The sequence below is a fragment of the Shewanella sp. 10N.286.52.C2 genome (genome assembly GCF_002874545.1).
In the GTDB taxonomy this organism is placed as follows: Bacteria; Pseudomonadota; Gammaproteobacteria; order Enterobacterales; family Shewanellaceae; genus Shewanella.
Map to the genome: position 1 here is coordinate 185548 of NZ_MCTV01000001.1, position 26590 is coordinate 212137.

The window sequence follows — 26590 nt, forward strand, 5'->3', positions numbered from 1 at the left end:
GTGACAAGTTAATCTAATAGCCTTAAAATACTAAAAAGCCCGCTGCAATTTCTTGCTGCGGGCTTTTTTGTTATGCATTTACCGATAACGCTAGGGTATCAATCTAAGTACGACATGGTACCCATTAGATGTGGTCTGCGGCCTTTAATATCACGCATTTCAAAACGCTTACCATTTTCTATGCTTTCAAAAGCAAAGGTGACATCCGAAGGCATAAATACTGGCAACTTAAACTCTACGTCCACCTTAAATGGTCTATCACCAATAAATTGCATCAACCCAGCAAGTGAACGGGCTTTAGACCACATTCCATGGGCTAAAACACGATCAAAACCAAAACGCTTAGACACCATTGGGTGCAGGTGGATCAGGTTATAATCACCTGAGGCTTTGGCATACTGACGGCCTAAATTTTCAGCTAATGACCAGGTATTGACGTCTTCCCACACCATATCAGAAGCTCGCGGTGGTCTTGCTCTGCGGCCTTTAGACTCAATACGGTATAGGTAAGTTGATAAGGCTTGCCACACGAGTTCATCACCAACATAGACTTTAGATTCTAGTTCAAATTCAAGTCCTGCATCCGTGGTTTGGCTAGTAATAAGGTTGCACTCAACCTTAAAAACCTCATCAGCGTTAATAGGCCGATACAAGCTAATGCTATTTTTAAGATGGATCATCCCCAATAAAGGAAAGGTAATCGCTTTATGGGTAAAAATGGTGGCATGTAATCTAAATGCAAGCACGTACAAAAATGTTGGCGGTAACACTTTGCCATCATAATCAAACTGACATACCTCAGCATATTGACGAATTTTCTTATCTGATAATCTAATGCCATCCGTCTGTACATGGATCTTTGGTAAAGGTTGCTGATCCCAACCAGGCTTACGCGATAATAATATTTTGCGGTATAAAGACAACAACGACGGCATTGACGTTAATGCTATAGAGTAATCGTTACTCAAGTGGCTTACCTTTTTATACGGTGAAATTACTGTGCAAAATAACGGTATTTCTCCGTTTCACACTACTCACAAATGCTTTAATGCGCGCATTATACTACAGTGTAAAAATACCGCACAGCCCCAAAGTTTACTCACTGGCGTTTATAAACACTGGGCATGCCAACAATCTGTTACCTCAGCCCCTGTTTGCTTTAATATCATCGGCATCGATTGGCGGCCCACCAAGTGGCCTGCACCGACAATGATAAACAGCTGCTGATAATTGCCTTCGTTTAATAGCGCTATGGTGCGCTGACTCATTTGCTGATTCCGCTGCCACAGCAGTTTTTCAACTAATTCTTTGGCTACATCATCGCTTTGATGCTCCATGATATCGGCAAGTTTTTGTTTATCTCCACCGCGCCAAGCGGCCACCATTTCCAGCATTTCTTCATCACTTGTCTCAACCGCTTCATCTAACATTTGCCGTTGCGTTTGCTGACTAAAAGATGAAATCAACTCAAACTGGTAGGCCACACTTTCAAGCTCTAACAAAGTGCGCCCTTGATTTTTAGCTACAAAAGTCACATCCACCCCTTCTTCAGCGCTAAACCCTAACTGACTGAAACGCACTAATGCTACTTGCGCAGCCTGAAGCCATGGCGCTAAAGGCGATAATCCCTGACAAACCGCTAAATTGAGTTTACAAAAAGCTGGATAAGCCTGCCCTAAATCGACGCTGCTTGCTGGAGTTGCTAGGCCATATTGACCTAATAGTTGTTGAGTATCGGCTTTAGTCACATCCGCTTCAATTACCAATGCATCAGCCTGAGAAAAAGCCTGCTCAATAACCGGTGCCATCGGGTAAAAATCAGCTTTGCCCACATGAATTGAGCCTAATATGAATGCCTGTTTACCTTGATAAGTGACTTTATAAAAAGGCGGCGTGTCGGTTTCAGCTGCAGTCGCTAAACCACAGCTTAAAATAGCGACGATTAACAAACTCAAATAAGCAGAGCAACGCTTTGTTGCAGCAAACGTTAATTTAAAATCCATTAGACTTGTTAGTCCCATAGCAGACCCTTATAATTTAGCTTAATTTGAAGATGTTGAATGAGGCTATCATGCCGTATACCAAAGTTATCCAGCAAATAAAAGAAAGCCTGCAAACAGGATACCGTCAAGCCATTGATGCCGATAAAAGACTCGATGAATTACACCAAGTCGGCCACGGTAAGTTTGTAGCAATTTTTACCGAAGAACAAGGCTTTAGCCAAAGTAGTAACCGCTTCTTGCCTTATGTACAAGAATTAGCTGACGAGTTAGATGAGATCCAAGAACTCAGACATATTCCGCCTGAAACCTTAGAGGCTTATGTGAAAAAGCTCGGTGCTTTGCTGCAAACCTTGCACTTATTCAAACAGAACACCAAATAGCTGACACCAGCACTTAGTGATGTTTAGGCACAAAAAAGCGGCTTATCAATAAGCCGCTTTAGATTTTAAATATAACATAAACTACTGAATCATAGATATTTATAACTTAGGTGCTACGGTTTTCTTTAACCAATCTTCAAGCATTTTAGTCTCATACTCAAACGGCTTTTGATTACGGGTTGAATGGGTGCCATACATAAAGTTCATATCAACTAACTTTTCATCACCGGCCATAATCACTTGCTCACCTTCAGTGATGCTGTAGCTAAAGGTCATACGTGGTGGGTATAAGTCTTTTACAATCCGCAGTTCACTAGCGGAGGTCGCGCCAAATGTTGGCCGCAGATCACCGGCTAAATCCACATCAGAAACCACCATCTCAAGTTTCTGCTCTGGTTTTAAAATCTTTTCAGCTTCTTTGTTGATATTTTTAGTCATAGTGTCGAAAAAGCGCTGCTGAAAACGAGATTTCACTTCATTGGCCGTTTTTAAATCTCGGTACTTTTTAGGTTCTTGCCATTGAATTTTAACCACACCGTCTTCAGTCACTGGGTTGACCACGACTTCGTCCTTAGCTGCAGCAACATTACATACCAATGCACCTGCTAATAGTAAATATTTCATTTTCATCATTTTCCCCTAGCTATGAACCTAGTGTTTAAAAAATCAACAATTCTATACTTGTCGGATTATACAAGCAGTTACCTGAATATAAGCTTAACCTACTCTAGCAATACTTGCTGAAACAACATTTGATAGAGATTAATACCGACCAACCCAAAATCTGCTCAAATAACAAACTAACTGTTCAGTAATCATTCAGTAAAAATAGGTTAATGTGTCTCTCAACAAGTACTAGCGCCTTATTTCCCTTAACAATATCAAGGTGAATATCGCGAAAGACTGACCAACGAATAAAATTTGGACATATATATCGCTCAAGGATTCAGCGCTAATAGCAATTAACGTATCAATACTGGAGTTAATATGAATAACATCGAAACCAATACAGCAATCGGCACAACTACCAGCAATAAGATGATTAAGCCTATCGCTCTCGCAGCGACAGTTTTTATCGCCATGCTGGTGTCATCTTCAAGCTTTGCCCATCAATTTGATATCGATTCAAAAGGCGCCGAAGCGATAAAACAACACCAGCAATTAATGAACCAGCATATACAAGTCGCTGAGCAAGAGTTTAATGCTGAATTAGAGAAAAACCTTGATCAGCAGTTACAAACCGCTGCACACAAGTTTATGACTCAAGCCTGCGCTAAATACGGTTTAGAGTTTGATACTCAATCAGAAACTTGCAGTAGCTAAGTCTGCCGATTGACAGGCTTACATCTCAATTACACTAAAAATGCAGCTATAAAGCTGCATTTTTTGTGGATGCTTAATTAACTTTCAGCGATATTTAAAATGGAAAACGCTGGCTTAATAAAGGATAGTTTTTACGGAGATCTTTTTTCTTGGTACTGAACTTTTTACCTTGAGGAGTATGCTGACCAGAGGGTACAAAAGGCAGCTCTTCACCGCAGCGGTCTTCATAGATTTTTCCGGCAATCAAATCATAATCTTCAATAAAGGGATAAGCATAGTCATCTTTTGTTGGCCATAACTCAAGCTCGCCCAAACAGTCGGGGTTAGCAATAATCTTGTTATACCAGGTCTCACCTAAGGATAAAATAAACCCTCGAAACTCCACAAAGCCATAATCTGAATCACAGCCAGTAACAATGTAAGCTGCGCCCCAAATATCCCAGCGGTAACTGCGGCGCATTTGTTGGCCAAATATCTTATCAAAAGCCGCTAAGTCAGCATCATCGAGCGCCGACAATTTTTCCACTAATTGATCATGGCACGCTTGCTCTGATTGCTCAGGATGGCTACGGGTCACCAAAGACCAAAATTCCGCCTCAGTCATTACTTATCCTAATTTCTTAAAAAACGTTTTCACAAACTATCTCTACTCACGCTATTCTACACCACATGACCACTCACATAGTTCCAATAATGATAATAATACTATGAATAAACCACCGTTAAGATTAACCCTATTAATTGCATTGTACGTGTTACTGTCTATTGTGGCCCTTTGGCGCTCTTATAGCATTCAAAGTATAGATTTATTCAGTATCGGCGTTATCCCTGTGTTGGTTGGCTTATTAATGCGAACACACTGGGCCAGCATTGCCTTAAAGGTATATTTAGCCATTCAAACCTTAGCGATATTAGCACTGTCTACCACTGCTATTATCGCCTATCAAATCACTCCTGAAGATGTAAAAGTGGTGTTCAATGGCTTTAATATCCCTATTCCTGCCATTGCTGCGGTACTATTTTCACTGCTGGTGTTTCAATACTGGGTGGCATTTTGTAAAGAAACAGCGATTTATTTGAAGCCCAAAAGTTAACAAAGGCGCCCTGCTGACTATATTCATCCCTTAGCATAAGTTAACATGCGCCCATAAAACTCAGATCGAATAATAAGAAGCTATATAATGAGCCATTTATCGCCCAGTGAATTATCCATTTTGCTAGTTGAACCATCTGATGTTCAGAGAAAAATAATTATTTCACGCCTGCAACAAGAAGGCGTACATAGCATACAAACCGCCGCTAATCTTGCTCAAGCTAAAGAGATTATTGTTCGACACACGCCAGATCTCATTGTCAGCGCTTTACACTTTACTGACGGTGAAGCGACTGAACTACTCAGTTTTATTAAACAAAACTCTGACTATCAAGATATTCAATTTATGTTGGTATCCAGTGAATGTCGCCGTGAGCAACTGGAAATATTTAGGCAATCTGGAGCCGTCGCGATTTTACCTAAGCCTTTCGATGCCGATCATTTGGCCACAGCACTGAATTCCACTATTGATTTAATCAGTAATGACGAACTGGACCTAAGCCATTTTGATGTTCAGGATATTCGCACTTTAGTGGTTGATGATAGCCGCATGGCGCGAAACATTATCAAACGAACTATTACTAATTTAGGTATTCGGATGATAAGCGAGGCAACTGATGGCGCTGAAGCTATCGAATTAATGCAACAGCAAATGTTTGATTTAGTAATCACCGATTACAATATGCCAAGTGTTGATGGACTGGCATTGACCCAATATATACGCCACCAAAGCCAGCAGTCTCATGTGCCGATTTTGATGGTGTCATCAGAAGCTAACGATACCCACCTAAGCAACGTATCAAGCGCAGGTGTTAATGCGCTATGTGATAAACCCTTTGAACCTAAGTTAGTGAAGCAACTCCTGTATCAACTGTTAGAAGATTGATAGCTAACAAATTTTTGTAGGCCAAAGTTCAAAATGAGCAGCAACAAATCAATAAACTTGATAAAAACGGCAGAAGCAGTTAATTCACTCAGCCGAGTTTAAGCTAACTAGATCACTAAAAAGTTACTTATTTGCAATATAGCAGCACATTTATCAGATAAAATGCTTTCAAAGCCTTATGGCTTATGGCATGTTAATCTAGTTCTAAATAAATACATCTATGGAAAGCAGAGAATACAACATGAACAAAAGTGAATTAATTGCAAAAATTGCAGAAAATGCTGAGTTAACAAAAGCTGAAGCGGGTCGTGCACTAAAGTCTTTTGAAGAAGCGGTAACTGAAGCCATGAAAAACGGCGACAAGATTTCTATCGTAGGTTTTGGTTCTTTCGAAACATCAGTTCGTGCTGCACGTACAGGTCGTAACCCACAAACCGGCCAAGAGATCCAAATTGCTGAAGCAACAGTACCTAAGTTTAAAGCAGGTAAAACGCTAAAAAATAGTGTTAACTAAAAACCGCTAAAACGATAAAACCTCCTTTTTTGGAGGTTTTTTTATGTCTTTTTTTTGCATAAATAAGTAAAAACAACACTTAAACTGCACAATTAAAGTGCAACTACGCATCATTAAGTGGCAACATAAATGCAACATAAATGTGCAGTAATTTTTAAGCTATTGATTAATTGAACTTTATAAACATGGCACATCATTAGCAACACGTACCTCAGATAAAACAACATTTAGCGTCGACCCGACTTTATGCAAGATGCTAATTGAATAATAAAACTTTGAGGGAATGAAAATGAAAAAATCTCTGTATCAAGCTATTGCGCTATCAACAGGTTTACTTTTAAGCACTACAGCTTTAGCTGAAGTCACGGGTAATATTGGCGCGACGTCAGACTATATTTGGCGTGGTGTGTCACAAACTAGTGGTGCTGCGGTTCAGGGGGGCATTGATTATGGCCATGAGTCAGGTTTCTATGTCGGTGGTTGGGCATCAAATGTAGACTTTGGTGACGGCACCTCTTATGAGCTTGATGTGTATGCCGGTTTCGGTGGTGACATTACAGAAGACTTAAGCTACGACATTAACTACCTTTATTACGCTTACCCAGATTCACCGGGCAGTGTTGATTTTGGTGAAGTAACAGTTGGTCTCGCGTGGAAATGGTTAGATGTCGCATACTCTTACACAGTCAATGGCGGTGATGATATTGCTGAAAGCCCATTAGATTCAAAAGATATGATGTATGCTCAAGCTAACCTGACTTTCCCATTAACTGAAAAAGTGTCACTGGGTTTCCATTATGGTTACTCAAACGGTGATGTAATCACCAGCTGGTACGGCACTGATAGCTATTCTGAGTACAACGTATCACTAAGCACTGATACTGATTTCGGTACTATCTCGTTCATGGCAACAGATACTGATTTAGAAGATGATGATGCTAAAATTGTTCTTGGTTACTCATATAGCTTCGATCTATAACCATCAAAAGTATTAAATGATGTTAGCTATTTAATCTAAATTATTAAAAAATCAAAAAACGTCACCTTAGGGTGGCGTTTTTTATTGCTCTGAGCCTCAAAATCCTCACCACAGAAGTGCGCATTTTTTTTATTAGCTGCTACATTCAAATTATGAGGTTATTTTTCTGCTGCCTAGCAAATTATTGCTCAGCAATAAAGTAGCAATATTGTGCTCACGGTTTCAAGCCGTTCAGGCTGTGATTACCGTTTATGTAAAGCCATTAATTATGCTTTACGAGTACCACCCATGTGAGGATAAAGTGATGGCTAATATTACTGAGACTATCCCAAATGATACTGAAATCGAGGCAATGGTTTCACCAAAAAATCAACGCTCCGCTGAAATTATTGAACGTAAAAGGCAGGTTAAACGCCGCTTAGATGATTATCTAGAACAAGCTGAATTGCGAAAAAGCTTAGGGGAAGATGACTTCTTTTAACCCAGTTCCTTGTCCGGGCTCATCAGGCCAATAGTTTTTATAAGCTTAAAGCTTCACTTTAAGATTAAGACTTTAATAAGTATGCAAGACCATTGCACTCTAAATAAATTGAACAGGCTGGGTAAATCATTTTGCCGCAGTCTGTGATAATGAGTGCATTACCGCCCCTTTGTTGGGTTTGCACTTTTAATTCTTTTTTCAGCATGCTGATACTGGGGACACCAACCTCTATTACTTCAGGTTTGTTAGCGCAATACGTCGTCACCACCTCACCTAGCGGTTCATTGTCATGGTTATACAATTCACTGGGCTGATAGATTTCAACCGTTGAAGCTTTAGCTTGGTAAGTAATATATTCATCAGCATTGGTTCTTATAGAGATGCCATTACAGCCACCGACGATTAATGAAGCCATAAGCAAAAAACTCAATGGAAGTATCTGGTTTGAAAGTTTCATCGATAATATTCCTTCTCAGTAAAGGCATACACTCCCCGTGTATGCCTTCATCATTCATCAACAGCGTTATTAGCTCTCTAATGCCTTAGCTTTTTGCTTGGCAAAATACTCTCGGGTTAAACCAAAGACCACAGGACTTAATAGGACTAGCGCAATTAAGTTAGGAATGGCCATCATTGCATTAAGCGTGTCAGCCAACAGCCAAATAAACTCTAATGAACTCACGGCGCCTATGGGTACAACAAGGGTCCATATTAAACGAAATGGTTTTACCGCTTTATCGCCAAGCAAGTATTGAACACACTTCTCACTATAAAAACTCCACCCTAGAATAGTCGTGAAGGCAAACACAGCAAGTGCTACCGCCACAATATAATTACCCATGGGCAGTGCATGTGAAAATGCATATGAAGTTAATGCGGCGCCGTTCTCACCTGATGTCCAAGCACCGGAAACAATAATCGCTAAACCGGTAATAGAGCACACAATGATGGTATCAATGAATGTACCTAGCATGGCCACTAAGCCTTGCTTTACCGGATCATTGGTTTGCGCTGCAGCGTGAGCAATGGGCGCACTACCTAAGCCCGCTTCATTGGAGAACACACCACGGGCGACACCAAAACGAATCGCAGCCCAAACAGCTGCGCCAGCAAAACCGCCTTGAGCAGCAACTGGGTTAAACGCACTGTGAATAATTAATTCAAATGCTGCAGGAATTTGGTCTGCATATACCACTAAAACAGCTAAACCCGCGGCAATATAAAACAGGGTCATTAACGGCACGAGTTTACCAGCAACTTCTGCAATACGTTTAATACCGCCCATGAGTACTGCACCGACGAGTACCATTAAGACTAAACCAGTAACCCAGCTCGGCACGCCAAAGTTAGCACTCATGGCATCTGCCACTGAGTTAGTTTGCACGGTATTACCGATCCCAAAACCGGCAATAGAGCCCAGTATCGCAAACGCTGTCCCTAACCAGGCCCATTTGCTGCCTAAGCCATTTTTAATGTAATACATCGGTCCACCGACGTGATTGCCATTACTGTCTTTTTCACGATACTTAACTGCCAATACCGCTTCGGCAAATTTGGTCGCCATACCCACTAATGCGGTGCACCACATCCAAAATAATGCCCCTGGCCCACCAATAAAAATAGCGGTAGCCACACCAGCAATATTACCTGTTCCTATGGTGGCTGAGAGCGATGTCATTAGCGCATTAAAAGGACTAATTTCACCTTTATCAGTGCTATCACTGTCGGTTGCTCGACCCAACCACAGCAGTTTAAAACCAGTGCCTAATTTTAGGATTGGCATTAATTTTAATCCGATAGATAAAAATAATCCCACTCCTAAAATCATCACCAACATGGGTACGCCCCAAACGATGCTGTTTACTGCATTAATAAATGCCGTTAATCCTTCCATTGAAAACCTCATAATGAGTTAAATATTTATAGTTATTATTAATCGTTATCACTAAACGTTATTTTTACGGTTACTGCGTTCACACTACTAATACATCAGTGCGTGAATTTCAGATTACCTTCATTGGCACTAAATTGGAAACATCGGTACGATTCAAACCGAACAAATCAGCAAATAACAGTTTTTTATCAGCCAATTAAATTAATTTAATTATAAAAAAAGCGCTAACTAAATTAGCGCTTAAATCTTATTGAACCATTACAACCTAGCCTAAACACCCTGAATAAGCAGTCATTAAGGCCTTCACTGGGACAGTTTTTGATAGCAGCTTTGACAGACGCAGGCTTTGCCCTTTAACTCTGTGCGCAGCTTGTCACTGATCACAGCTTTAGCTGAAGCGCTTAAACACCAGCAGTCTTCAATCGGTTTACCCGCACTAACCGCGCATTGATTAACCTGCTGGCAAACGGGGCACGCTAATGGCTCAAAAATCGCGTCTTGTGCCTCAGATACTAATGGTTCAATTGCTTGGTTTGGTGAGTATATTTCTACATCTTTCATCTGGTTCACTTTGTTTCGTTAACTGGTTTAATTTCCATAAAATGCTTTATGAGATAAGGCTATGCCTTAACGATTGTAGCTTAAAAGCATAAGCTTGAAACTGGTTAAAGTCCTACTTATTAACAGGAAAATTTGGATAAGCTTCGGCGCCTAAAACATTACCAAGCTGCTGCTTGCCATAAAAACCATCATGTTGATGATAACTTTTTTGGGTTTGTGGCAGGTCTCCTTTAAAACGCGGATCTTGCGGCCTTTCATGGGCATTAACAAAAGCTGCCACATCCCAAGCCTGCTGCACTGTTAGCTGAATACTTTTACCCAGCGGCATATTCTCATAGATAAAATTAGCTGCAGTGTTCACTCTATGCATCCCTGCGCCCCAGTTGTAGCTTTGCGGCCCCCATAATGGCGGTAAAGCGCTCACATTAGCCATTTTAATGCCTTGACCATCAACGCCATGACAAGCCTGACAATGGGTTTGATAAACTATTTCGCCTCGCTCAGTTGAATAAGCTTGTTCTGGCGCTTCTAACTTGGGAAAACCTCGGCCAGCAAGTGAAGTTAAGGCTTTTTGATCCCATTTAGCTTTCACTGCAGCTGGAATTGGGAACTCTTCTCTATTGCCACCTTTTACCAGTTCTACATCACTCAACTCTGCTACTTTGCTATCGAGATTAAATTGATTCAGTAAACCGCTCATGGCTAGCCAATAAGAATAAGCTGAGATAGCCACAAGTTCCTTACTGCCTGATGCGGGGGCTGTACCATTCATTGAATAAGTAAAGCAACCTTGAATCCGTTCCTGGTAGCTATTCACTTTGTCATTTTTCTTTCGATAAGCGGGATAAGCCATATAGGCAGCCCATAGCGGTGAAGCATTGGCTTTATTACCTGCGTTCATATGACAATTAACGCAATTAAGCTCATTGCCGACATATTTATCTCTTAATTGCTGAGTATTAACAAATATCTGATAGCCCAAACGTACTTTGTCGCCAAACTCACCCTCTGGAATAGCTGATAAATCGCTAGGTTGCAGATACTGCGCTGCGGGATCTTTTGCTATAGCGGGGATCTGAGCTTGCCTATCGGGTAATTCTGCAGCGCTAACTGAACTGATAAACACACCTGCGACTAAATAATTAAACAGTTTCATGGTATGTCCTTATTTTTGTGCCAAAGGCTGTTGAGCAGCAGCATTTTGAACCAGAGGTTTTAAAGCTGAAAAGTACGCTGACAATGCGTCAATTTCATCAGCAGTCAGCTTAGCGGCAATATTAGCCATCATATTATCGACATCACCTTTTCTAGTACCATTTTGCCAAGCCAATAGTTGGTTTTTTAAATAGCTAGGTTCTTGGCCTGCAAGTCGAGGGAAGTTGGCTGCGCCAATGCCTGAAGGTCCATGACAGCTAGTACAGGCAGGTATATCGCGGCCCCAATCTCCCTGATAAGCCATTTTTTCCGCCGTATCAGTTATCACAACCTTGTCACCGCGGTATTGCAATGGGATCTCAGCTACTGTTTTAGCGGCAAAGAAATCAGCAACGACTTGGATAGCATCACCTTGTACTGTCGCAGCCATCGCCGACATTGTGGGACTTTGTCGATTACCCATTTGAAAATTAACCAGCTGCGAGGCGATATACTCACTGGATAAACCCGCCAACCTAGGCCCTATAACACCTAAACCCTCACCATTAACACCATGGCAAGTTAAACAAACTTGCGCCTGTGTGGGTACGGTTTGCAATAACTCTTTGGGAGATTGAGCAGGAATATCGGCAATAGCCAAGTTACGACTTGCCCCTATTGCTATTATCGTGATGACTTGTAAAAGGAATTTCATATACCGCCCTCTCCTTGGATGATGTTTAGCTACTGGAATAATAAATGTAGTCCATCAGATCCACTTTATGTGACTTAATTGAATACTCTCCACCAAAGAAAAAGTAACCCAAATACGCTTACCAAAGAACAGACAGCGAACATTTGCAGGCTAAAGACTGATAATGAAAAGGTCGTTGTCGATTAATCATCAGCAAATCGACTGGGAGTGAAGTTAACTCTGAGCTTATGCTTTTAGCGCTATTTTATGACAATAAAAAAGGCCTATTCCGTTAGGGAATAGGCCTTTAAAGTTAATCTTTCAACCAAGTTAATCGTCGTTTAACTCGCGCTTAAGGATCACTCCTGCAGTAAATCCTTACAGATTTGTACTAAGTCAGACTGCACAGCTGCTGCGGTAACTTCTCGGCCAGCACCTGGGCCGCGAATAATTAACGGATTGCCCTGATAAAAAGTGCTGCGGATGACAAACACATTATCTCCAGGGGTTAAACTGGCATAGGGATGGTTCGAGTCGACCCATTGAATGCCTACTTCAGCATGCATTTTGCCATCGACTTTATCTAAAGATGCCACATACCTTAAGACTTTATTTTGCTCAAAGGCTGCACTATATTGCTGCAACATAAACTCATCTAACTCGCCAATGCGCGCTAAAAAGTCATCTAACGACAAGTCGGCTAATTCAGCTGGCACTAATGAATTTAATTCAATGGCATCAAGCTCAATCTCAAAGCCAATTTCACGGGCCAGAATAAGTAACTTTCGCTGCATATCTCGGCCAGATAAATCATCTCGAGGATCTGGCTCTGTAATGCCTAATCCGCGGGCTTCAACCACGAGTTCAGAAAAAGATTTTTGCCCATCGTAATGCTCAAACAGCCAACATAAAGTACCTGAAAAAATACCGCCAACAGCTTCGATATTGTCGCCACTATTGCGTAAATCGTTTAGGGCATGCTGTACTGGTAAGCCAGCGCCGCAACTGGCATTGTAACGCCAAAATAAACGCCGGTTACTTAGCTGCTGCTTAAGCTCACGGTAAAAAGGTAACGGCCCTGAGCCTGCAAGTTTATTGGCGCTCACCATATGAATCCCTCGAGCGAAAAACTCTGGGTATTGTAAGGTTAAGCTGGCGCTAGCACTGATATCCAAGGCCACCAGCTCATCGCAGTCGAGCAGCTCAAGCTGCTCAAATAAACTAGGGTAGTCCCATGTTGTTGCTGTGGTATCAAAGTCATCTTGCCAGTTATTGGCATCTATTCCTTGCTGGCAAATGAGCGCCTCTTTTGAACTCACTAAACCCACAAGTTGCACATTGGCTTCTAGTTCACGGTTAAGCATGGTGGATGAGCGCTGAAATAAATCAATCCAGGCTTCACCAATATTACCGACCCCAAGCAATAATACCCCAATACGCAATCGCGGGCCTGCGCAGCGTCGGTGTACTTTTTGGGTGAGTAAATTAACCTGAGATTTAGGCACTAAGGTCACTAAACTCAAACCATCTTGATACAGGGGTTTGGCATCGCGACTTAATAATCGGGCAAAGCTGCGGCGGTAGTGCTCTGCATCAGCACTAACCAAAGCGACTAAACCTAAATCAGTATGAGCATGGATATCGCTAATTAATAGCTCATGACTATGTAGCTCCAGTAACGCTTGTACCTGCTTTTGGTTTTCAGCAGTGAATGCCAGTTCAACTTTATGATGGGCAGAGCACCAATATGCTAGCGGCGCAATACCGGCTTGCTCAAGTAATTTGAGTGTGGTTTGAATTAGCGCTTGCTGCTTAAAGCGAAACAGCACCACTTCATTTAAACTGGTAACCACTGGAGCGCTAGCTGACGAACTTTGGGGCGCAATAAGGGTAAAGTCAGTATGTGATGCGTAACTTGAGCGCACCGCGAGACTAACATTAGTATCAAATAAGGGCTGTAAAGTTCGGCTGTGCAGTACTGGCGAGCCGAGTTTAGCTAAACGATCGGCTTCAGCAAGTGACATGCTTTCAAGTAATTTGGCATCATTAATTTTATTCGGATCAGCGTTAAATACCCCTTCAACATCGGTCCAAATAGTCACTCGTTCAATGTCCGCTAAGCTGGCAATTAAGGTGGCGCTGTAATCTGAGCCATTGCGGCCAAGTAATAATGTATCCCCTTTACTGTTGGCGCAGATAAAGCCGGTGATAACTAACCGTGTATTTGGATTAGCATCCAGCAGCTTTTGGACTTTTTCGCGGGACTCATCAAGACGAATATTCGGCACAGGCCCTTCATCAGCCACCAGCAGTGAGCAGGCATCAATATTCGCGGCAGCAACGCCAGACTCTCTTAATAAGGCTGCCATTAATCGTGCTGACCAACGCTCACCAAAGCTTAATACATGATTGAGCTGAAATTCATTGCGCTCTTCAAGGGACAATAAACTGACTAATTGCGATTTATCGGTTGATAGGCGCTCACGTAAATCGCGCGCTTGTTCGTTTGAGAGAAGTTGCTCAATCAGGTTTTGCTGATAGCTCACCAGTACTTGTAGCTCTTCTTGCCACAAGTCACCGTTTTCTCTTAAGGAGAGTAATTTATATAAAAAGTTAGTACTTTTACCCGCAGCTGAAACAACGACTAAATCATCACTGTTGCCATGAGTCAGTAAAATATGGGCAACGCGGCGATAGCAATCTGCATCAGCAAGACTTGAACCACCAAATTTATGTAAATGACTGCGGGCCATTTTTCACTCCTTAAACAACATATACCAGCCTGACTACATGAATATAGCCAAGGGAGATTAACTTAAAGCGCAGCGACAGCAGCTAAGCCTACTTCAATATCGGCAACCAAGTCTTCAGCATCTTCAATCCCGACAGATAGTCGCAGTAAAGTATCTTTAATGCCAGCTTCATACCGTGCTGCAGGCGCCATTGCTCTATGGGTCATGGTTGCAGGTACGGCAACTAAGCTTTCCACTCCGCCTAAGCTTTCAGCAACACTGAAAATAGACAGTGCATTTAAAAAGGCGACCACTTCTGCTTCACCACCTTTAAGTTCGAAACTTAACATAGCGCCGAAGCCTTGTTGTTGCTTAGCTGCAATATCGTGACCTGGGTGGTCTTTTAAGCCTGGATAATACACTTTTTCGACAAGATTGCTGGCCTGAAGTACGTCAATAACTTGCTCAGCATTTTTTTGATGCTCGCGAATACGTACAGCTAAAGTACGAATGCCACGTAAGGTTAGGTAACTATCAAAAGCCGAGCCTGTTAGCCCTAAGGTGTTTGACCACCAGTGTAGTAACTCACCCAGTTCAGGGTCTTTTGCCACCACAGCGCCACCTACAACGTCACTATGACCATTGATATATTTGGTGGTGGAATGCATGACGATATCAGCGCCTAGCTCTAATGGCTGTTGCAAAATTGGCGATAAAAAGGTGTTATCAACCACAACTAAGGCATCGACTTTATGGCTTTGCTCAGCAATAGCTTTGATATCAACAACACGTAATAATGGGTTTGACGGCGTTTCTAACCACACCATTTTAGGTTTCTGAGCAATCGCATCACTGAGTGCTTGCTCATCTGTTTGATCAATCACCAGTAATTTAAATTGGCCTTTGTTGGCAAGATTTGTGAACAAACGGTAACTACCGCCATAACAATCGTGAGGCACAATCAGTAAATCATCGGGGCCTAATAAACTAGTGACCAAGGTAATCGCAGCCATACCGGTACAAGTAACCACCCCAGTAGCGCCATGTTCAAGTTTGGCAATGGCTTCACCTAACACGCAGCGCGTCGGGTTTCCTGAACGACTATAATCAAACTCTCTAGGGTTTTTATGGCCATCAAAAGAATAGTTTGTTGATAGATAAATCGGCGGGACTACAGCGCCGTATTGGGTATCTGACTCGATACCTTGGCGTACTGCTAGCGTAGCTGCGCGATGTTTGCTCATTGTAAACTCCTAAAGAATACACACTAAAGAGATGTCTAGATGGCTAAATGTACCTAAGCTAAGTCACATCGTCAATACAAATCAGCCGTTTAGACGTCTAAACATAAAGAAATCTATTTCCATTCGTTATAGAATAACCGCAATAATTTGACTGTTATTATTTAGCGGTTAAAATCTGCCACGAATCTATCGTATAAAGGTGAGTTAATGACTGAATGGAATGGCGACTATATCAGCCCATATGCCGAACATGGCAAAAAAAATGAACAAGTTAAAAAAATCACGGTATCCATACCTTTAAAAGTTTTAAAAGTATTGACTGATGAACGTACCCGCCGCCAGGTTAATAACTTACGTCATGCAACCAATAGTGAACTACTGTGTGAAGCATTTTTGCATGCCTACACTGGACAACCACTGCCAAATGACGGTGACTTATCAAAAGAAGGGCCTGATAGCATCCCATCTGAAGCAAAAGCTTTGATGGATGCCATGGGAATTGAGTGGGAAGATCTTGATTAAGTCAAGCTAGCGACTAGCGCTGAAGTACTTGCGCTAAAGTACTTGCGCTAAAGTACTTGCGCTAAAGCATAAGCCTGCTCAATTAATCAAACACTGCTCGTCATTTAACGCATCGAGCTCTCAAGCTGAGAGTGAGTTGCAGTATTGCGCCTAAAGAGTCGACAATGGAATTTATCGATCCGCAGACCTTGATGCTTGCATCGGTTATCATTTTTCTAGGCGCATTAACCCAAGGCCTTATCGGTTTTGGGCTTGCGGTTGTTGCCAGTCCACTTCTCTATATCATCGACCCACAATTAGTCCCAGCCCCTGTGATTATGATGGGTTTTTCCATCGCCTTATTGACCTTATTGCGTGAACGTACTCAACTGGAGTTTAATGGGCTGCAATATGCGCTGCTGGGGCGAATACCTGGTGGCTTTATGGGCGCAGGTTTATTACTGTTTGCCCCCCAAGCAGTACTGGGGTTAGCCATTGCCTTTATTGTCGGCGCTGCGGTGTTGCTGAGTATTTTTAAGATCACAGCGCCAGTAAATCGGCTTTCGCTATTTATTGCAGGTGTCTTGTCGGGGGTATTTGGAAATATTGCCGCCATTGGTGGGCCACCATTAGCGATTTTATTAGCCGGTAAAGATGCGCCGCAGTTTAGAGCCGCGCTATCGATCTTTTTTGTTTTCAGCTCAATGATCGCACTGATTATTTTAATGCTTGCAGGCTTAGTGGAAGAAAAGCATCTGTGGTTGTCATTGATGCTATTGCCATCTGTCATACTCGGAAATATTGCCGCAGGAAAGCTAACCAATAAGGTTGATAAAAATAAGACTCGCATCGCCACTATGGTGTTATGTAGCTTAAGTGCATTATTGCTAACCCTTAAGTCGTTAATTGAATTATCAGCAGGCTAGTCGATCATCTTTTTGTGGCAGATATAAATGCAACAATGATGACAGCTAAAAATGATAACGCTTAAAAGTGATAAGAAGTTTGCAGCACAGCGCCAATGGCATCATCACCATAGCTGCCGCTCATATCCAGCTTAAAGGCTTGGCCGATGGCAAAGCCGGTGCCGAAAGAGTAAATATCTACGCTATTATCTTTTAAGTCATGGCGGTAGCCCATGCGTAAAAACAGCCAGTCAGTGGCTTTAACTTCACCGCCCACTCGCCAATACTGCACCGCATCAAACTCGCTAAAACGGCTTTGCTCCACCAGATCAATATCCGTGGTTAAGGTGACTCTGGACCAATCATAAGCAGCTCCCACTGTGACTAACGGCTCAATTTGGTATTCAAATGTCCGTCCTTGAGCTTCAACTGTGGTTATTTTTTTACTGAATAAATTACGAGCAGACAGCCCTAAGGTTAAGCTTTCTGTTGGCTCAATAGCCACCCCAAGATCAAGGTTAAATAAGCTGTCATCATTTCGATATTTATCATCATCAAAATCATCGACATCAAAGTTATTGGCACTGGCACTGTAATGATAGGTATCAATGCGTTGAAACTTAGGTGAAATCCCAACTTTTACAGGCATGTTAACTATAGATAGTGGAAAGCTTAACGCCACCCCAAAATCTGTGACTCCGGCGGCTAATACAATGCCTTGAGAGTCTAAGTCAGTGAGATCTGCAGGAGGGTTGGCGGGATCGAGATTAGTCAGCATATCAATATCACCTTGAGCAATATCAGCAACGCCCATAGCGTCAAGATGACTTTTGTAAAATAGCGCCATTGGCACGGTTTGAGTTGGCAATACTAATGCTGCGCCAATTGCGGCTGATACCGAGGCGTTAGTGCCGTTGAGGGCATTTAAATTAATAACTAAATCATCACGAAAACCAGCAATATCATCAGTATCATTGCCGTTTATGGCCGTTTCTAAGTCATCAAAACTGTCTTGTAGTGAGTCAAACTTATCAAGCATATTGTCGCTATCATCCACTTCAGCAGCCACAACCGGTAACAGTAAGGAGAACTCATTGGTTTTTGGGGCGTAAATAGCCAGTAAAGCGGGATTAATAAAACTTGCGCCGATACGGCTAGATGAGGCTACACCTGTACCGCCCATGCTATCACTGCGAGCTTCAAAATAAAGCTGACCCGCTTGCGTATTTATCGCAAACAGCAGTAAAAACAATAGCAGCGCTAAGGATCTCATCATTCACCATTTTCATTTTTAATTATCTAATAAAGATAGTCGAAAAAATTAAAAATAGGCTTCAATCCCGTTAGACTTTTACGGCATAGATGAATTTAATCAGCCGTTTTTTAAATGTTATTTTATGAATCAGGTAGATAGCGCTTAAAATTTTCCATGGTGAATTGAATAAATTTTTTCAGCCTTTCTGGTTGGAATTTATCTTTATGGTAAAGCATATAAAAAGGCGTGTCGGGAATATGCCAATCATTAAACACATTCACTAATTGACCCGCTGCAATTTCATTAGCGCAATATAAATAAGGTAATCGCACAATGCCATTTCCTGCTAAGGCGCTGGCTTTCATAGCGCGGCCATTTTTACACTTAAAACCGCCCTTAATGGCAACGTCTACAGCTTGAGCATCTTGCCTATGGCCAAAGCGCCAATGGCTGATCGAGCCAGTAATACACAGGTGATTATTAAGCTCGCTTGGATGCTGCGGTTGACCATATTTCGCTAAGTATTCAGGGGCGACTAAAGTGCGGTTTTCGATATCCATCAGCTTTCTGGCCACCAAGCTTGAATCTGCCAGTTCGCCCATGCGAAATACAATATCAAAATGGCCCTCGATTAAATCAACCCGCTGGCTACTAAAATCAAGATCGATGGTAATTTCAGGATACTGTTTAATAAAATCATTCACCAAGGCCACTAAAATATCTTCACCAATCACCCCGCCAACGCAATTAATGTGAATATTGCCCTGTAATGTTTCAGCGCTGTCTAATGTCATTGCCACCACCTGATCGATTTGCGCTAACGCTTGCTGGCATTGCAACAGCAATTGCTGACCTTGCTCTGTCAGTCTTTGGGTTCTGGTGGTTCTAATAATTAGGCTAACACCAAGAAATTTTTCTAAACTTAATAATTGCTTTGATAAATGCGAACGTGAGCAGCCTAAGACCTGTGCAGCTTCAGTAAAGTTACCTTGCTCAGCAATCACCACAAAGGCTCTGATATCAATCAAATTTATGTCTAAGTTCATAATAATGTCTATTTTAGTTTGTGGTCATCAACAAGTTATTAGGAGCCACAGGTAAACAATGATGTTCTTTGTGGATTATATATCAACAATGAGCCATTACCTATAATGGACACAACTTAACGAACGAGGTAAAAATCATGAAATCACTTGTTGTCATTACTGGCGCATCATCAGGTATTGGCGCCGCTATGGCGAATGCATTTAGCGCTAAAGGTCACCCACTACTTTTACTTGCTCGTCGCGTTGAACCAATGCAAGCACTTAACCTGCCCAACAGCTTATCTGTTAGCGTTGATGTTACTGATGCTGCAGCGATGAAAACAGCGATTGCGACTGCTGAAGCAAAGTTTGGCCCTGTTGGCTGCTTAGTCAATAACGCTGGCGTAATGCTACTTGGTCAAGCAGATGTACAAGATCCTGCCCAGTGGAGCCAAATGCTCAACATCAATGTGATGGGCGTGCTTAATGGTATTCACGCTGTGCTTGCTGATATGAAAGCCCGTAAAACAGGCACTATTATCAACGTAAGCTCTATAGCGGGTCGTAAAACATTCCCTAACCATGCAGCATATTGTGCCAGTAAGTTTGCTGTGCATGCGCTAACTGAAAATATCCGCGAAGAAGTGGCGATGGATGATGTGCGAATGGTGACTATCGCTCCAGGCGCTGTTGAAACGGCCCTGCTTAGCCACACAACCGATGAAGATATTAAAGCCGGCTACCAAGAATGGAAAGAGTTCATGGGCGGCGTTATCGAGCCTACAGCAGTTGCTGATGCGGCTGTATTTGCCTTTGAAATGCCGCAAAATGTTTGTGTACGAGAAATTGTCTTAGCGCCAACTCGCCAACAACCTTAAGAATATATCAAGTCTAGATAGGTCTACATTTCAGCTAAAAACCATGAGTTATTACTCATGGTTTTTTATTATCTTTGCATTAATTTTAATAAGCGGCCTCCCTTTACATACTCCACGCGTACCTCATGCAAACTCATTCTCTTATCCCTCGTAATAATGCCGCCATTTCTAGCAAACTCGCTGCATCTGATTAAAAATCAGTTTAACCCCAAGATGTTATATTGATTGCTTAATATTTAAACTAAGTTAGATTAAGGTAAGGAAAACTGACTAAAACAAGCTACGCTTAAATCATTGGTTTATTGATTGCTTAGTCGTTACGCATTGCGATAAAAAGGACATTTTTTGTATGCAGGAAAACTTCAGTTTATTTTCCAGGAATAAAGCCTTTCCCGAGCTATTATTGTCATCGACATTTATCAATTTATTGTCGCTTGCACTGCCATTCACCATGCTACAAATCTACGATCGTATTCTGCCAAATCAAGGTTATGGTACTGCCACTATTCTTGTTTCTGGTGTGGCGATTGCGATTTTGCTGGAATTATTACTCAGATATGGCCGCAGTTGGCTACTTGCGGCATCAGCAGCCAATTTTGAATTAGAAACCACAACCAAGGTGGTTAACAAGCTCATGCAAGCGGACTATCACCATGTTGAATCCATGGGAACAGGTAAAGTTACTAATGGTTTAGCCAGTATTGCGAGTATGCGAGAGCTCTATTCAGGGCAAGCAATTGTGGCACTCATGGATTTTCCATTTGTGCTCATTTTTCTTGCATTGGTTGCCTATATTGGTGGCCCGCTGGTATTCATTCCGATAGTCGTCTGGGTACTTGTTGGCGCTCTGGTTTATGTCATTGGCAAAAAACTCGCCATAGCCACTGAGGATCTCGCTCTTTCAGATGCTGAACGAACCCGAATGTTGATACTGGTGTTATCAGGGCTAACCACAGCCAAGGCCCTATCTTTAGAAGACCGATTAGCCAGTATTTATAATAAAATAAACCACCAGCGACTAGCACAACAGCAACAAGTCGATTGGTTATCAGCTAAGTTACAAGAAGTCATCCAAGCAGCATCGCAAGGAACAACACTAATATTAGTGATGCTAGGTTGCTTAGAAGTCCTTAACGGTTCGCTTACAACGGGTGGACTGGCTGCATGTTCAATATTAGCGGGTCGCGCCATCTCACCATTAAGTGCAATTATTAGCCTTCGTTCTCGACTTGTGAGTGCCAAAACGGCGATGTCACACGTAGATGATTTGACCGCCATTCCAGCCGAAGCGTTTAGTGCTGAAAAAATCTATCAACAAAAAATCCCTAACGGCCCTATTAGGTTTCAAAAAGTCGATAGCAGTAATTTAGGCACTGTCATTCAACAGTTGAATTTAGAGATCCTCCCTAAAACCTTAGTTACCCTGCAATCAAATCCCCTGAGTCATGCTAGCCACTTACTCAGTATCATTGCTGGATTTCAAAAGATAAATACAGGAGAAGTCACCATTGATGGGGTTTTACTTCATGCACACGATAGTAAAGAGTTTCGACAGTCCGTTAACTATGTTGCCCCTTGGCCAACCTTATTTGCAGGTAGTTTACTTGAGAATATGACGATGTTCCGAGCAGAGTATGAACCACAAGCAATGGCAATTGCTGACAGTTTAGGCTTAACGGCTAAAATTGCCGAATTGCCCAATGGTTATCAAACTTCAGTCGGTGAAAATGACAACCAAATGCTAAATAAAGGGGCAATTAAACTCATTGCAATAGTCAGAGCGATAGTCCAAAAACCGTCGATATTGCTATTGGATGAGCCGATGATTTCACTTGATGCCGATGCCCAAAATAAACTACTCACTTTATTGGCCCAACTGAAACAACAAATGACCATTGTAGCGGCATCCCACTACCCTGAAATCGGTAAAATTAGTGATGAAGTTGTCACAATTGAGGGACATGCTCAGCCTAAAGAAACTAATAAATCGCCGCACGTGGATAATAGTGATTCACAGGAGGTGATCCTATGAAGACTTTAGAACTAAAACCATTACTAGTTGAGCTGTTACAACAATTAGGTCTTTACACTCAAGCCAGTAACGTGGCTAGTGACACTGAAAACGATCTCAATACTCTCGCTGTTTCCCGCTTATTAAAAAAACATCAAATTGGTTTCTCTGTTATTAAACCGTCAGATAGTACCCTGCATTTAACCATCTACCCTTTCTTAGTTGTCCCAGCGAAAGACAATGCCTTTATAGCAAGAAGACAGGGACATCAGTTCGAAAAACTAGAGAATAATCATTGGCAAACGGTCGATATGACTCAGCTAACAGATGATGCATACTTATTTGTTATTGATGCCTTACCTCGTAGTAAAAAGAGTGTTCAAGCATTCGCCGCTCACATGAGTAAGAGAACTAAATGGTATCGTCCCGTTTTCTGGCTGAGTTTACTGTCCAGTATTACAGGGTTAGCAGTACCTCTGTTTACCATGGCTGTATATGACCGAGTCATTGGTGGTCAAACACCCTCCATACTCCCCAGCATAGCCTTAGGTGGAGCGCTTGCTGTTGGCGTATTAGTATCAACCCGCTTAGCGCGGGCGCAAATTCTTGCCACCACCAGTAATCGATTTGCTAGAGACCTTTCCCAGATAACCTTTTATCGACTATTACACATGCCGTTAATGGTACTGTCACGCGTCGGCATTTCAAATCATATCGCTAGAATGCGTAATGCAGAAAAAGTCAGAATGCTCTTATCTGGCCCTGGAGGCGGCGGCTTAGTCGACCTGCCCTTCACTATTATTGCGCTGCTGGCGATTATGTTTTTAAGTGGCTGGCTAGTATTAGTGCCTATTGGCATGTTGATGCTGTATTACTTGGTGATGAAAGTCGTCAGCCGCTATGTTCAGGCAGCCTCGCCAACAATTAGTGGCGAGTATCAAAATACCCTAAGCGAACTAGCGAAAAATCTACTGCAACTCAAAGCGGCTGGTGATACTGAAGGCTGGCAAACAAAATTTATTCGTCAATGCCGTGAAAATAGTCGCCAGAATTTTCTTTATGCTAAACGAAATGGCCTAAATGCAGCCATTGCTCATTCACTGAGTTTATTCACTGCACTCATCACAGTGTTTACGGGAATATTTTTAGTACTAAATCAAACGATTTCCTCCGGTGCATTAATTGCCTGTGTGATGATGATTTGGCGGATTACAGGCCCTGCACAACTGGCATTTTCATCTCAACAGAAATTCACCATGATGGATGTTGCCGTAAAACAGTTTGATCGGTTCATGCAGGCAACAACGGAACAATCAGAATTACGTTTAGACACCCCTGATAATACTCAAGCACCAGCAATTTCATTTCAGCATTTAACCCTGAGATATAAAGCTGAAGGTGAGCCGGCACTATCAGGTGTGAATGTAGACATAGAACCCGGTGAATTAGTTGCCGTTATAGGGCCCAATGCCTGTGGTAAATCAACCTTGCTACTGAGCGCCTTAGGCGTGTTGGAAGCACAAGCCGGATTTGTCACCGTGAATGGGAAAAATTTAAAACAATATGACACTGAAATATTTAGGCATTGGGTGGCTTATAGCCCATCACAACCTGATATTTTCCCAGGGACTTTAGCTGAAAATATTCGGATAGCGAAACCAGGTGCAACCGATGATGAAATTAAAACCGCGATAATTGCCGCTGGTGGGGCCAGCTTTTTTAATAGCATCAATAATGACTTATCGGTTGATTTACTCGGTGAGAATAACGCTATGCTTTCCGCTATTGAAGGGAGTTACATCAACCTTGCCCGCGCACTGATAAAACAATCGCCATTATTATTGCTTGATGAACCATTACCCCACCGAAACCCACTTTCAAAAGCAACGTTGATAGAGACTTTATTAAACCTTAAAGGTAAATCCACCGTACTGTTTACTAGTCACGATCAAGATTTAATCCAACACGCTGACAAGGTCATTGTTCTAGATAAAGGTGCTGTTGTTTATGCAGGCCCAATTCCAGACCAAGCACCTCAAACGCCAGATGCCACTAACACCGTCATGCAGGAGTCTCCAACCAATGGATAATCGTCAACTAGCTAATCGAGTCTGGCCAGAACATGAATTTGCAGAAGCAATTGAAGCCCCTGCTGAGCGTAAATTAATTCGAAATATCATCTTATTGATCACCGGCTCAATTTTAATCATGTTGGTTTGGTCTGTTTTTACCAGCGTAGAAGAAATTTCAAAATCCAAAGGACAAGTGGTGCCGTTAGGCCATAGGCAGGTTATTCAAAGCCGTGCTGGTGGCACTATTGCTTCTGTCGTAGTCGAAGAAGGTGACGTTGTTAAACAAGGTGATATTTTGGCAAGCTTTGTCTCAATAGACAGCTTGTCAGCTGAGGAAGAACTATCCAGTAAACGTGCTAACTTAATGATGCGAATTGAACGTTACGAAGCCTTCATTGATGCTCGCGATGCCAATTTTGATGAGTTCGCCTATGAGTACCCGCAACTGGTTAAGCTGCATCAGTCTTCGCTTAATCGCATGATCGATGAACGAGTGGCAATTGAGCAGCTATCAGAATCTGAAATAGCCAAATCTCAAGCGGAATTGGATGGTTTGAAAACTGAAATACCTCCCCTTAGCGATCAAATCCAAACCGCAGAACAAACGTTAAAAATGATGTTGTCAGTAACAGAAGAGCAAGCCGTTTCAAAGTTACGCATTTTAGAATCACAGCAAAAGCTTGATTCTTACATGCGAGAGCTAAAGGCGATGGAAAGCAAACAACAAGTTCTCACCAAGAACCTGCTAAATCTGCAGCAACAACTCAAACAAAGACAGGCTTCATTATTAAAAGAAGTCGGTGAAAAACGTACTGACACCCAAGCTGAATTATTAGGTGTCACAGCAAGGCTTAAATCATCCAGCTCACTGGTATCTCAAAACACCGTAACCGCGCCTGTTGACGGCATCATTCAATCAATCCCAACATCTTCAACTGGCAGCGTCATTCAACCAGGTGGGACTGTGGCTGTAATTGTTCCCATGACCAAAACGGGTATGATGGAAATTAAGCTGTCACCAAGAGATATCGGCTTTGTCCATGTTGGTCAATCAGCAAGAATCAAAATCGATGCGTTTGATTACAGCCGTTATGGCGCGTTAGATGGAATCGTAAAACGTATTTCACCAAGCACAGATAAAGATGAAAAAGGCGGTGTATTTTATAAAGTGCAGCTTGCCATTGATAAGCCCTACTTTTTGGATAATCCCGATAGTTTTGCATTAATTCCTGGAATGACTGGCGAAGCAGATATTGTGACAGGTGAAAAAAGTGTCTTCCAGTACTTATGGAAACCAGTGTTCACCAACATTAACGAAGCATTTGGCGAAAGGTAGGAGTCCAACATGACAAAGGATAATAAGGGTCATCAATCTTCGGGCTCCGACCAAATACATTCTGATAATGAAATTCAAAAAGAGAATGATAAAACCGTTGACGTGAATGCTGCAGAGCAGAAAAAACGGGATAACAAAGCGAAACAAGCAGTAAAAAAAATTGATACGCAAGCGCAGAAACTTAAAGCCAAAGAACTGAGAGATACGGCACCGGTTAAAGGAGCTTTGAATCAAGATTTAGTGGCAGACAAAACGTCGCATAGTTTATCCGCCCATCAAACTCAACCTTCAACAAGCGAAAAGGTAGCCTCAAAAGCTGATAATACTACTCTCACAGCACCAAGTGAACGCATTAGCAATGTTGAGCAACAGGTCAAATTAAATGCAGTATCTGAAACAGCTGAAAATATTCCTGACTCAACGGCGAAAACCCAACAAGCGCTAGTTAAAGAGACCGGTTCAACTGAAACAACAGGCATAGACCACTCAGGTCAGTTTCGAGGTGGACATACCGCGATACAGGATATAAGTCAGTTTAAAACTGCGAAAATTTCACTTGCTGAACATTCGGAAAATCAGCATTTTAGCATCGACTTAAGCAGTCAACGTATTCACAACCCAGCCTTTGTCCCTCCCCAAGAGCCAAAACCACTCACTCCAGATGAATTAACTGGCACTGGCACTGGCAC

General features: G+C 42.1%; 27 protein-coding genes. 14 read left to right on the forward strand and 13 right to left on the reverse strand.

Annotation, left to right across the window (positions count from 1 at the left end):
- Positions 1-98: 98 nt before the first annotated feature.
- Positions 99-968 carry a MaoC/PaaZ C-terminal domain-containing protein gene (locus BCU94_RS00730; RefSeq protein WP_241901136.1) on the reverse strand — a complete coding sequence of 290 codons (870 nt, stop codon included), beginning with the start codon at positions 966-968 and terminating at the stop codon, positions 99-101.
- Positions 969-1109: 141 nt separating this feature from the next.
- Entirely contained in the window at positions 1110-2021 is a 912-nt protein-coding gene (locus tag BCU94_RS00735) for a TraB/GumN family protein (RefSeq protein ID WP_102475361.1), read from the reverse strand.
- 50 nt (positions 2022-2071) lie between these two features.
- Between BCU94_RS00735 and BCU94_RS00740 the strand changes: the two genes are divergently transcribed.
- Entirely contained in the window at positions 2072-2383 is a 312-nt protein-coding gene (locus tag BCU94_RS00740) for a prephenate dehydrogenase (protein WP_076540628.1), read from the forward strand.
- Positions 2384-2482: 99 nt separating this feature from the next.
- Here BCU94_RS00740 and BCU94_RS00745 read toward each other — a convergent pair whose 3' ends face one another.
- The gene (locus BCU94_RS00745) at positions 2483-3013 is read right to left on the reverse strand and encodes a DUF3016 domain-containing protein (protein ID WP_102436634.1); all 531 of its coding nucleotides are present in this window, start codon (positions 3011-3013) and stop codon (positions 2483-2485) included.
- A gap of 357 nt (positions 3014-3370) precedes the next feature.
- Between BCU94_RS00745 and BCU94_RS00750 the strand changes: the two genes are divergently transcribed.
- Positions 3371-3706, forward strand: a complete 336-nt coding sequence (locus tag BCU94_RS00750; RefSeq protein ID WP_102436632.1) for a hypothetical protein — start codon at positions 3371-3373, stop codon at positions 3704-3706.
- A 94-nt stretch (positions 3707-3800) separates the two neighbouring features.
- Here BCU94_RS00750 and BCU94_RS00755 read toward each other — a convergent pair whose 3' ends face one another.
- Positions 3801-4310 carry a DUF4240 domain-containing protein gene (locus BCU94_RS00755; RefSeq protein WP_102436630.1) on the reverse strand — a complete coding sequence of 170 codons (510 nt, stop codon included), beginning with the start codon at positions 4308-4310 and terminating at the stop codon, positions 3801-3803.
- Positions 4311-4413: 103 nt separating this feature from the next.
- Between BCU94_RS00755 and BCU94_RS00760 the strand changes: the two genes are divergently transcribed.
- The 5 genes from BCU94_RS00760 to BCU94_RS19635 all read left to right on the forward strand — a co-directional run bounded on the left by BCU94_RS00760 (position 4414) and on the right by BCU94_RS19635 (position 7659).
- Positions 4414-4800, forward strand: a complete 387-nt coding sequence (locus tag BCU94_RS00760) for a hypothetical protein (RefSeq protein WP_102436628.1) — start codon at positions 4414-4416, stop codon at positions 4798-4800.
- A gap of 87 nt (positions 4801-4887) precedes the next feature.
- Entirely contained in the window at positions 4888-5685 is a 798-nt protein-coding gene (locus BCU94_RS00765) for a response regulator (RefSeq protein ID WP_102436626.1), read from the forward strand.
- Positions 5686-5926: 241 nt separating this feature from the next.
- Complete coding sequence (locus tag BCU94_RS00770) at positions 5927-6199, forward strand: HU family DNA-binding protein (RefSeq protein ID WP_102436624.1); 273 nt, start codon at positions 5927-5929, stop codon at positions 6197-6199.
- Positions 6200-6488: 289 nt separating this feature from the next.
- Positions 6489-7178: a TorF family putative porin gene (locus BCU94_RS00775; protein ID WP_102436622.1), complete on the forward strand. Its 690-nt coding sequence runs from the start codon at positions 6489-6491 to the stop codon at positions 7176-7178.
- Positions 7179-7482: 304 nt separating this feature from the next.
- Entirely contained in the window at positions 7483-7659 is a 177-nt protein-coding gene (locus BCU94_RS19635; RefSeq protein ID WP_198589379.1) for a hypothetical protein, read from the forward strand.
- Between the two features lie 64 nt (positions 7660-7723).
- Here BCU94_RS19635 and BCU94_RS00780 read toward each other — a convergent pair whose 3' ends face one another.
- From BCU94_RS00780 to metB, 7 genes are all read right to left on the reverse strand, one after another.
- On the reverse strand, positions 7724-8116 hold the full coding sequence (locus tag BCU94_RS00780; protein ID WP_102475362.1) for a hypothetical protein: 393 nt from the start codon (positions 8114-8116) through the stop codon (positions 7724-7726).
- A 69-nt stretch (positions 8117-8185) separates the two neighbouring features.
- Positions 8186-9553, reverse strand: a complete 1368-nt coding sequence (locus BCU94_RS00785; protein WP_102475363.1) for a sodium:alanine symporter family protein — start codon at positions 9551-9553, stop codon at positions 8186-8188.
- Positions 9554-9856: 303 nt separating this feature from the next.
- Positions 9857-10114: a cysteine-rich CWC family protein gene (locus BCU94_RS00790; RefSeq protein WP_102475364.1), complete on the reverse strand. Its 258-nt coding sequence runs from the start codon at positions 10112-10114 to the stop codon at positions 9857-9859.
- Between the two features lie 112 nt (positions 10115-10226).
- On the reverse strand, positions 10227-11270 hold the full coding sequence (locus BCU94_RS00795) for a c-type cytochrome (RefSeq protein WP_102436614.1): 1044 nt from the start codon (positions 11268-11270) through the stop codon (positions 10227-10229).
- 9 nt (positions 11271-11279) lie between these two features.
- Positions 11280-11963 carry a c-type cytochrome gene (locus BCU94_RS00800; protein ID WP_102475365.1) on the reverse strand — a complete coding sequence of 228 codons (684 nt, stop codon included), beginning with the start codon at positions 11961-11963 and terminating at the stop codon, positions 11280-11282.
- 338 nt (positions 11964-12301) lie between these two features.
- Positions 12302-14695, reverse strand: a complete 2394-nt coding sequence (locus tag BCU94_RS00805) for a bifunctional aspartate kinase/homoserine dehydrogenase II (protein WP_102436610.1) — start codon at positions 14693-14695, stop codon at positions 12302-12304.
- A 62-nt stretch (positions 14696-14757) separates the two neighbouring features.
- Entirely contained in the window at positions 14758-15918 is a 1161-nt protein-coding gene (metB, locus tag BCU94_RS00810; RefSeq protein WP_102436608.1) for a cystathionine gamma-synthase, read from the reverse strand.
- A 207-nt stretch (positions 15919-16125) separates the two neighbouring features.
- On the opposite strand from metB, the gene metJ reads away from it, so the two are divergent.
- Positions 16126-16440, forward strand: a complete 315-nt coding sequence (gene metJ / locus BCU94_RS00815) for a met regulon transcriptional regulator MetJ (protein WP_076538901.1) — start codon at positions 16126-16128, stop codon at positions 16438-16440.
- 164 nt (positions 16441-16604) lie between these two features.
- The gene (locus BCU94_RS00820) at positions 16605-17345 is read left to right on the forward strand and encodes a sulfite exporter TauE/SafE family protein (RefSeq protein ID WP_102475366.1); all 741 of its coding nucleotides are present in this window, start codon (positions 16605-16607) and stop codon (positions 17343-17345) included.
- A gap of 61 nt (positions 17346-17406) precedes the next feature.
- Here BCU94_RS00820 and BCU94_RS00825 read toward each other — a convergent pair whose 3' ends face one another.
- Together BCU94_RS00825 and BCU94_RS00830 are read right to left on the reverse strand one after the other, a co-directional pair.
- A complete protein-coding gene (locus BCU94_RS00825) occupies positions 17407-18597 on the reverse strand; it encodes a conjugal transfer protein TraF (protein ID WP_102436604.1) in 1191 nt (396 codons plus the stop codon).
- A 122-nt stretch (positions 18598-18719) separates the two neighbouring features.
- Positions 18720-19625, reverse strand: coding sequence for a LysR family transcriptional regulator (locus tag BCU94_RS00830; protein WP_102436602.1), 906 nt, complete (start codon positions 19623-19625; stop codon positions 18720-18722).
- A 137-nt stretch (positions 19626-19762) separates the two neighbouring features.
- Here BCU94_RS00830 and BCU94_RS00835 point away from each other — a divergent pair, with 137 nt between their 5' ends.
- From BCU94_RS00835 to BCU94_RS00855, 5 genes are all read left to right on the forward strand, one after another.
- Positions 19763-20482: an SDR family oxidoreductase gene (locus BCU94_RS00835; protein WP_102475367.1), complete on the forward strand. Its 720-nt coding sequence runs from the start codon at positions 19763-19765 to the stop codon at positions 20480-20482.
- A 349-nt stretch (positions 20483-20831) separates the two neighbouring features.
- Positions 20832-22514, forward strand: coding sequence for an ABC transporter transmembrane domain-containing protein (locus BCU94_RS00840; protein ID WP_102475368.1), 1683 nt, complete (start codon positions 20832-20834; stop codon positions 22512-22514).
- Positions 22511-24583 carry an ATP-binding cassette domain-containing protein gene (locus BCU94_RS00845; RefSeq protein ID WP_102475369.1) on the forward strand — a complete coding sequence of 691 codons (2073 nt, stop codon included), beginning with the start codon at positions 22511-22513 and terminating at the stop codon, positions 24581-24583. Before BCU94_RS00840 ends, BCU94_RS00845 begins: the two co-directional genes overlap by 4 nt.
- Positions 24576-25901: an HlyD family type I secretion periplasmic adaptor subunit gene (locus tag BCU94_RS00850; RefSeq protein WP_102475370.1), complete on the forward strand. Its 1326-nt coding sequence runs from the start codon at positions 24576-24578 to the stop codon at positions 25899-25901. Before BCU94_RS00845 ends, BCU94_RS00850 begins: the two co-directional genes overlap by 8 nt.
- Before the next feature lie 9 nt (positions 25902-25910).
- Positions 25911-26590 (forward strand): hypothetical protein (locus BCU94_RS00855; RefSeq protein WP_133149773.1); only part of this gene is annotated, 680 nt, incomplete at its 3' end.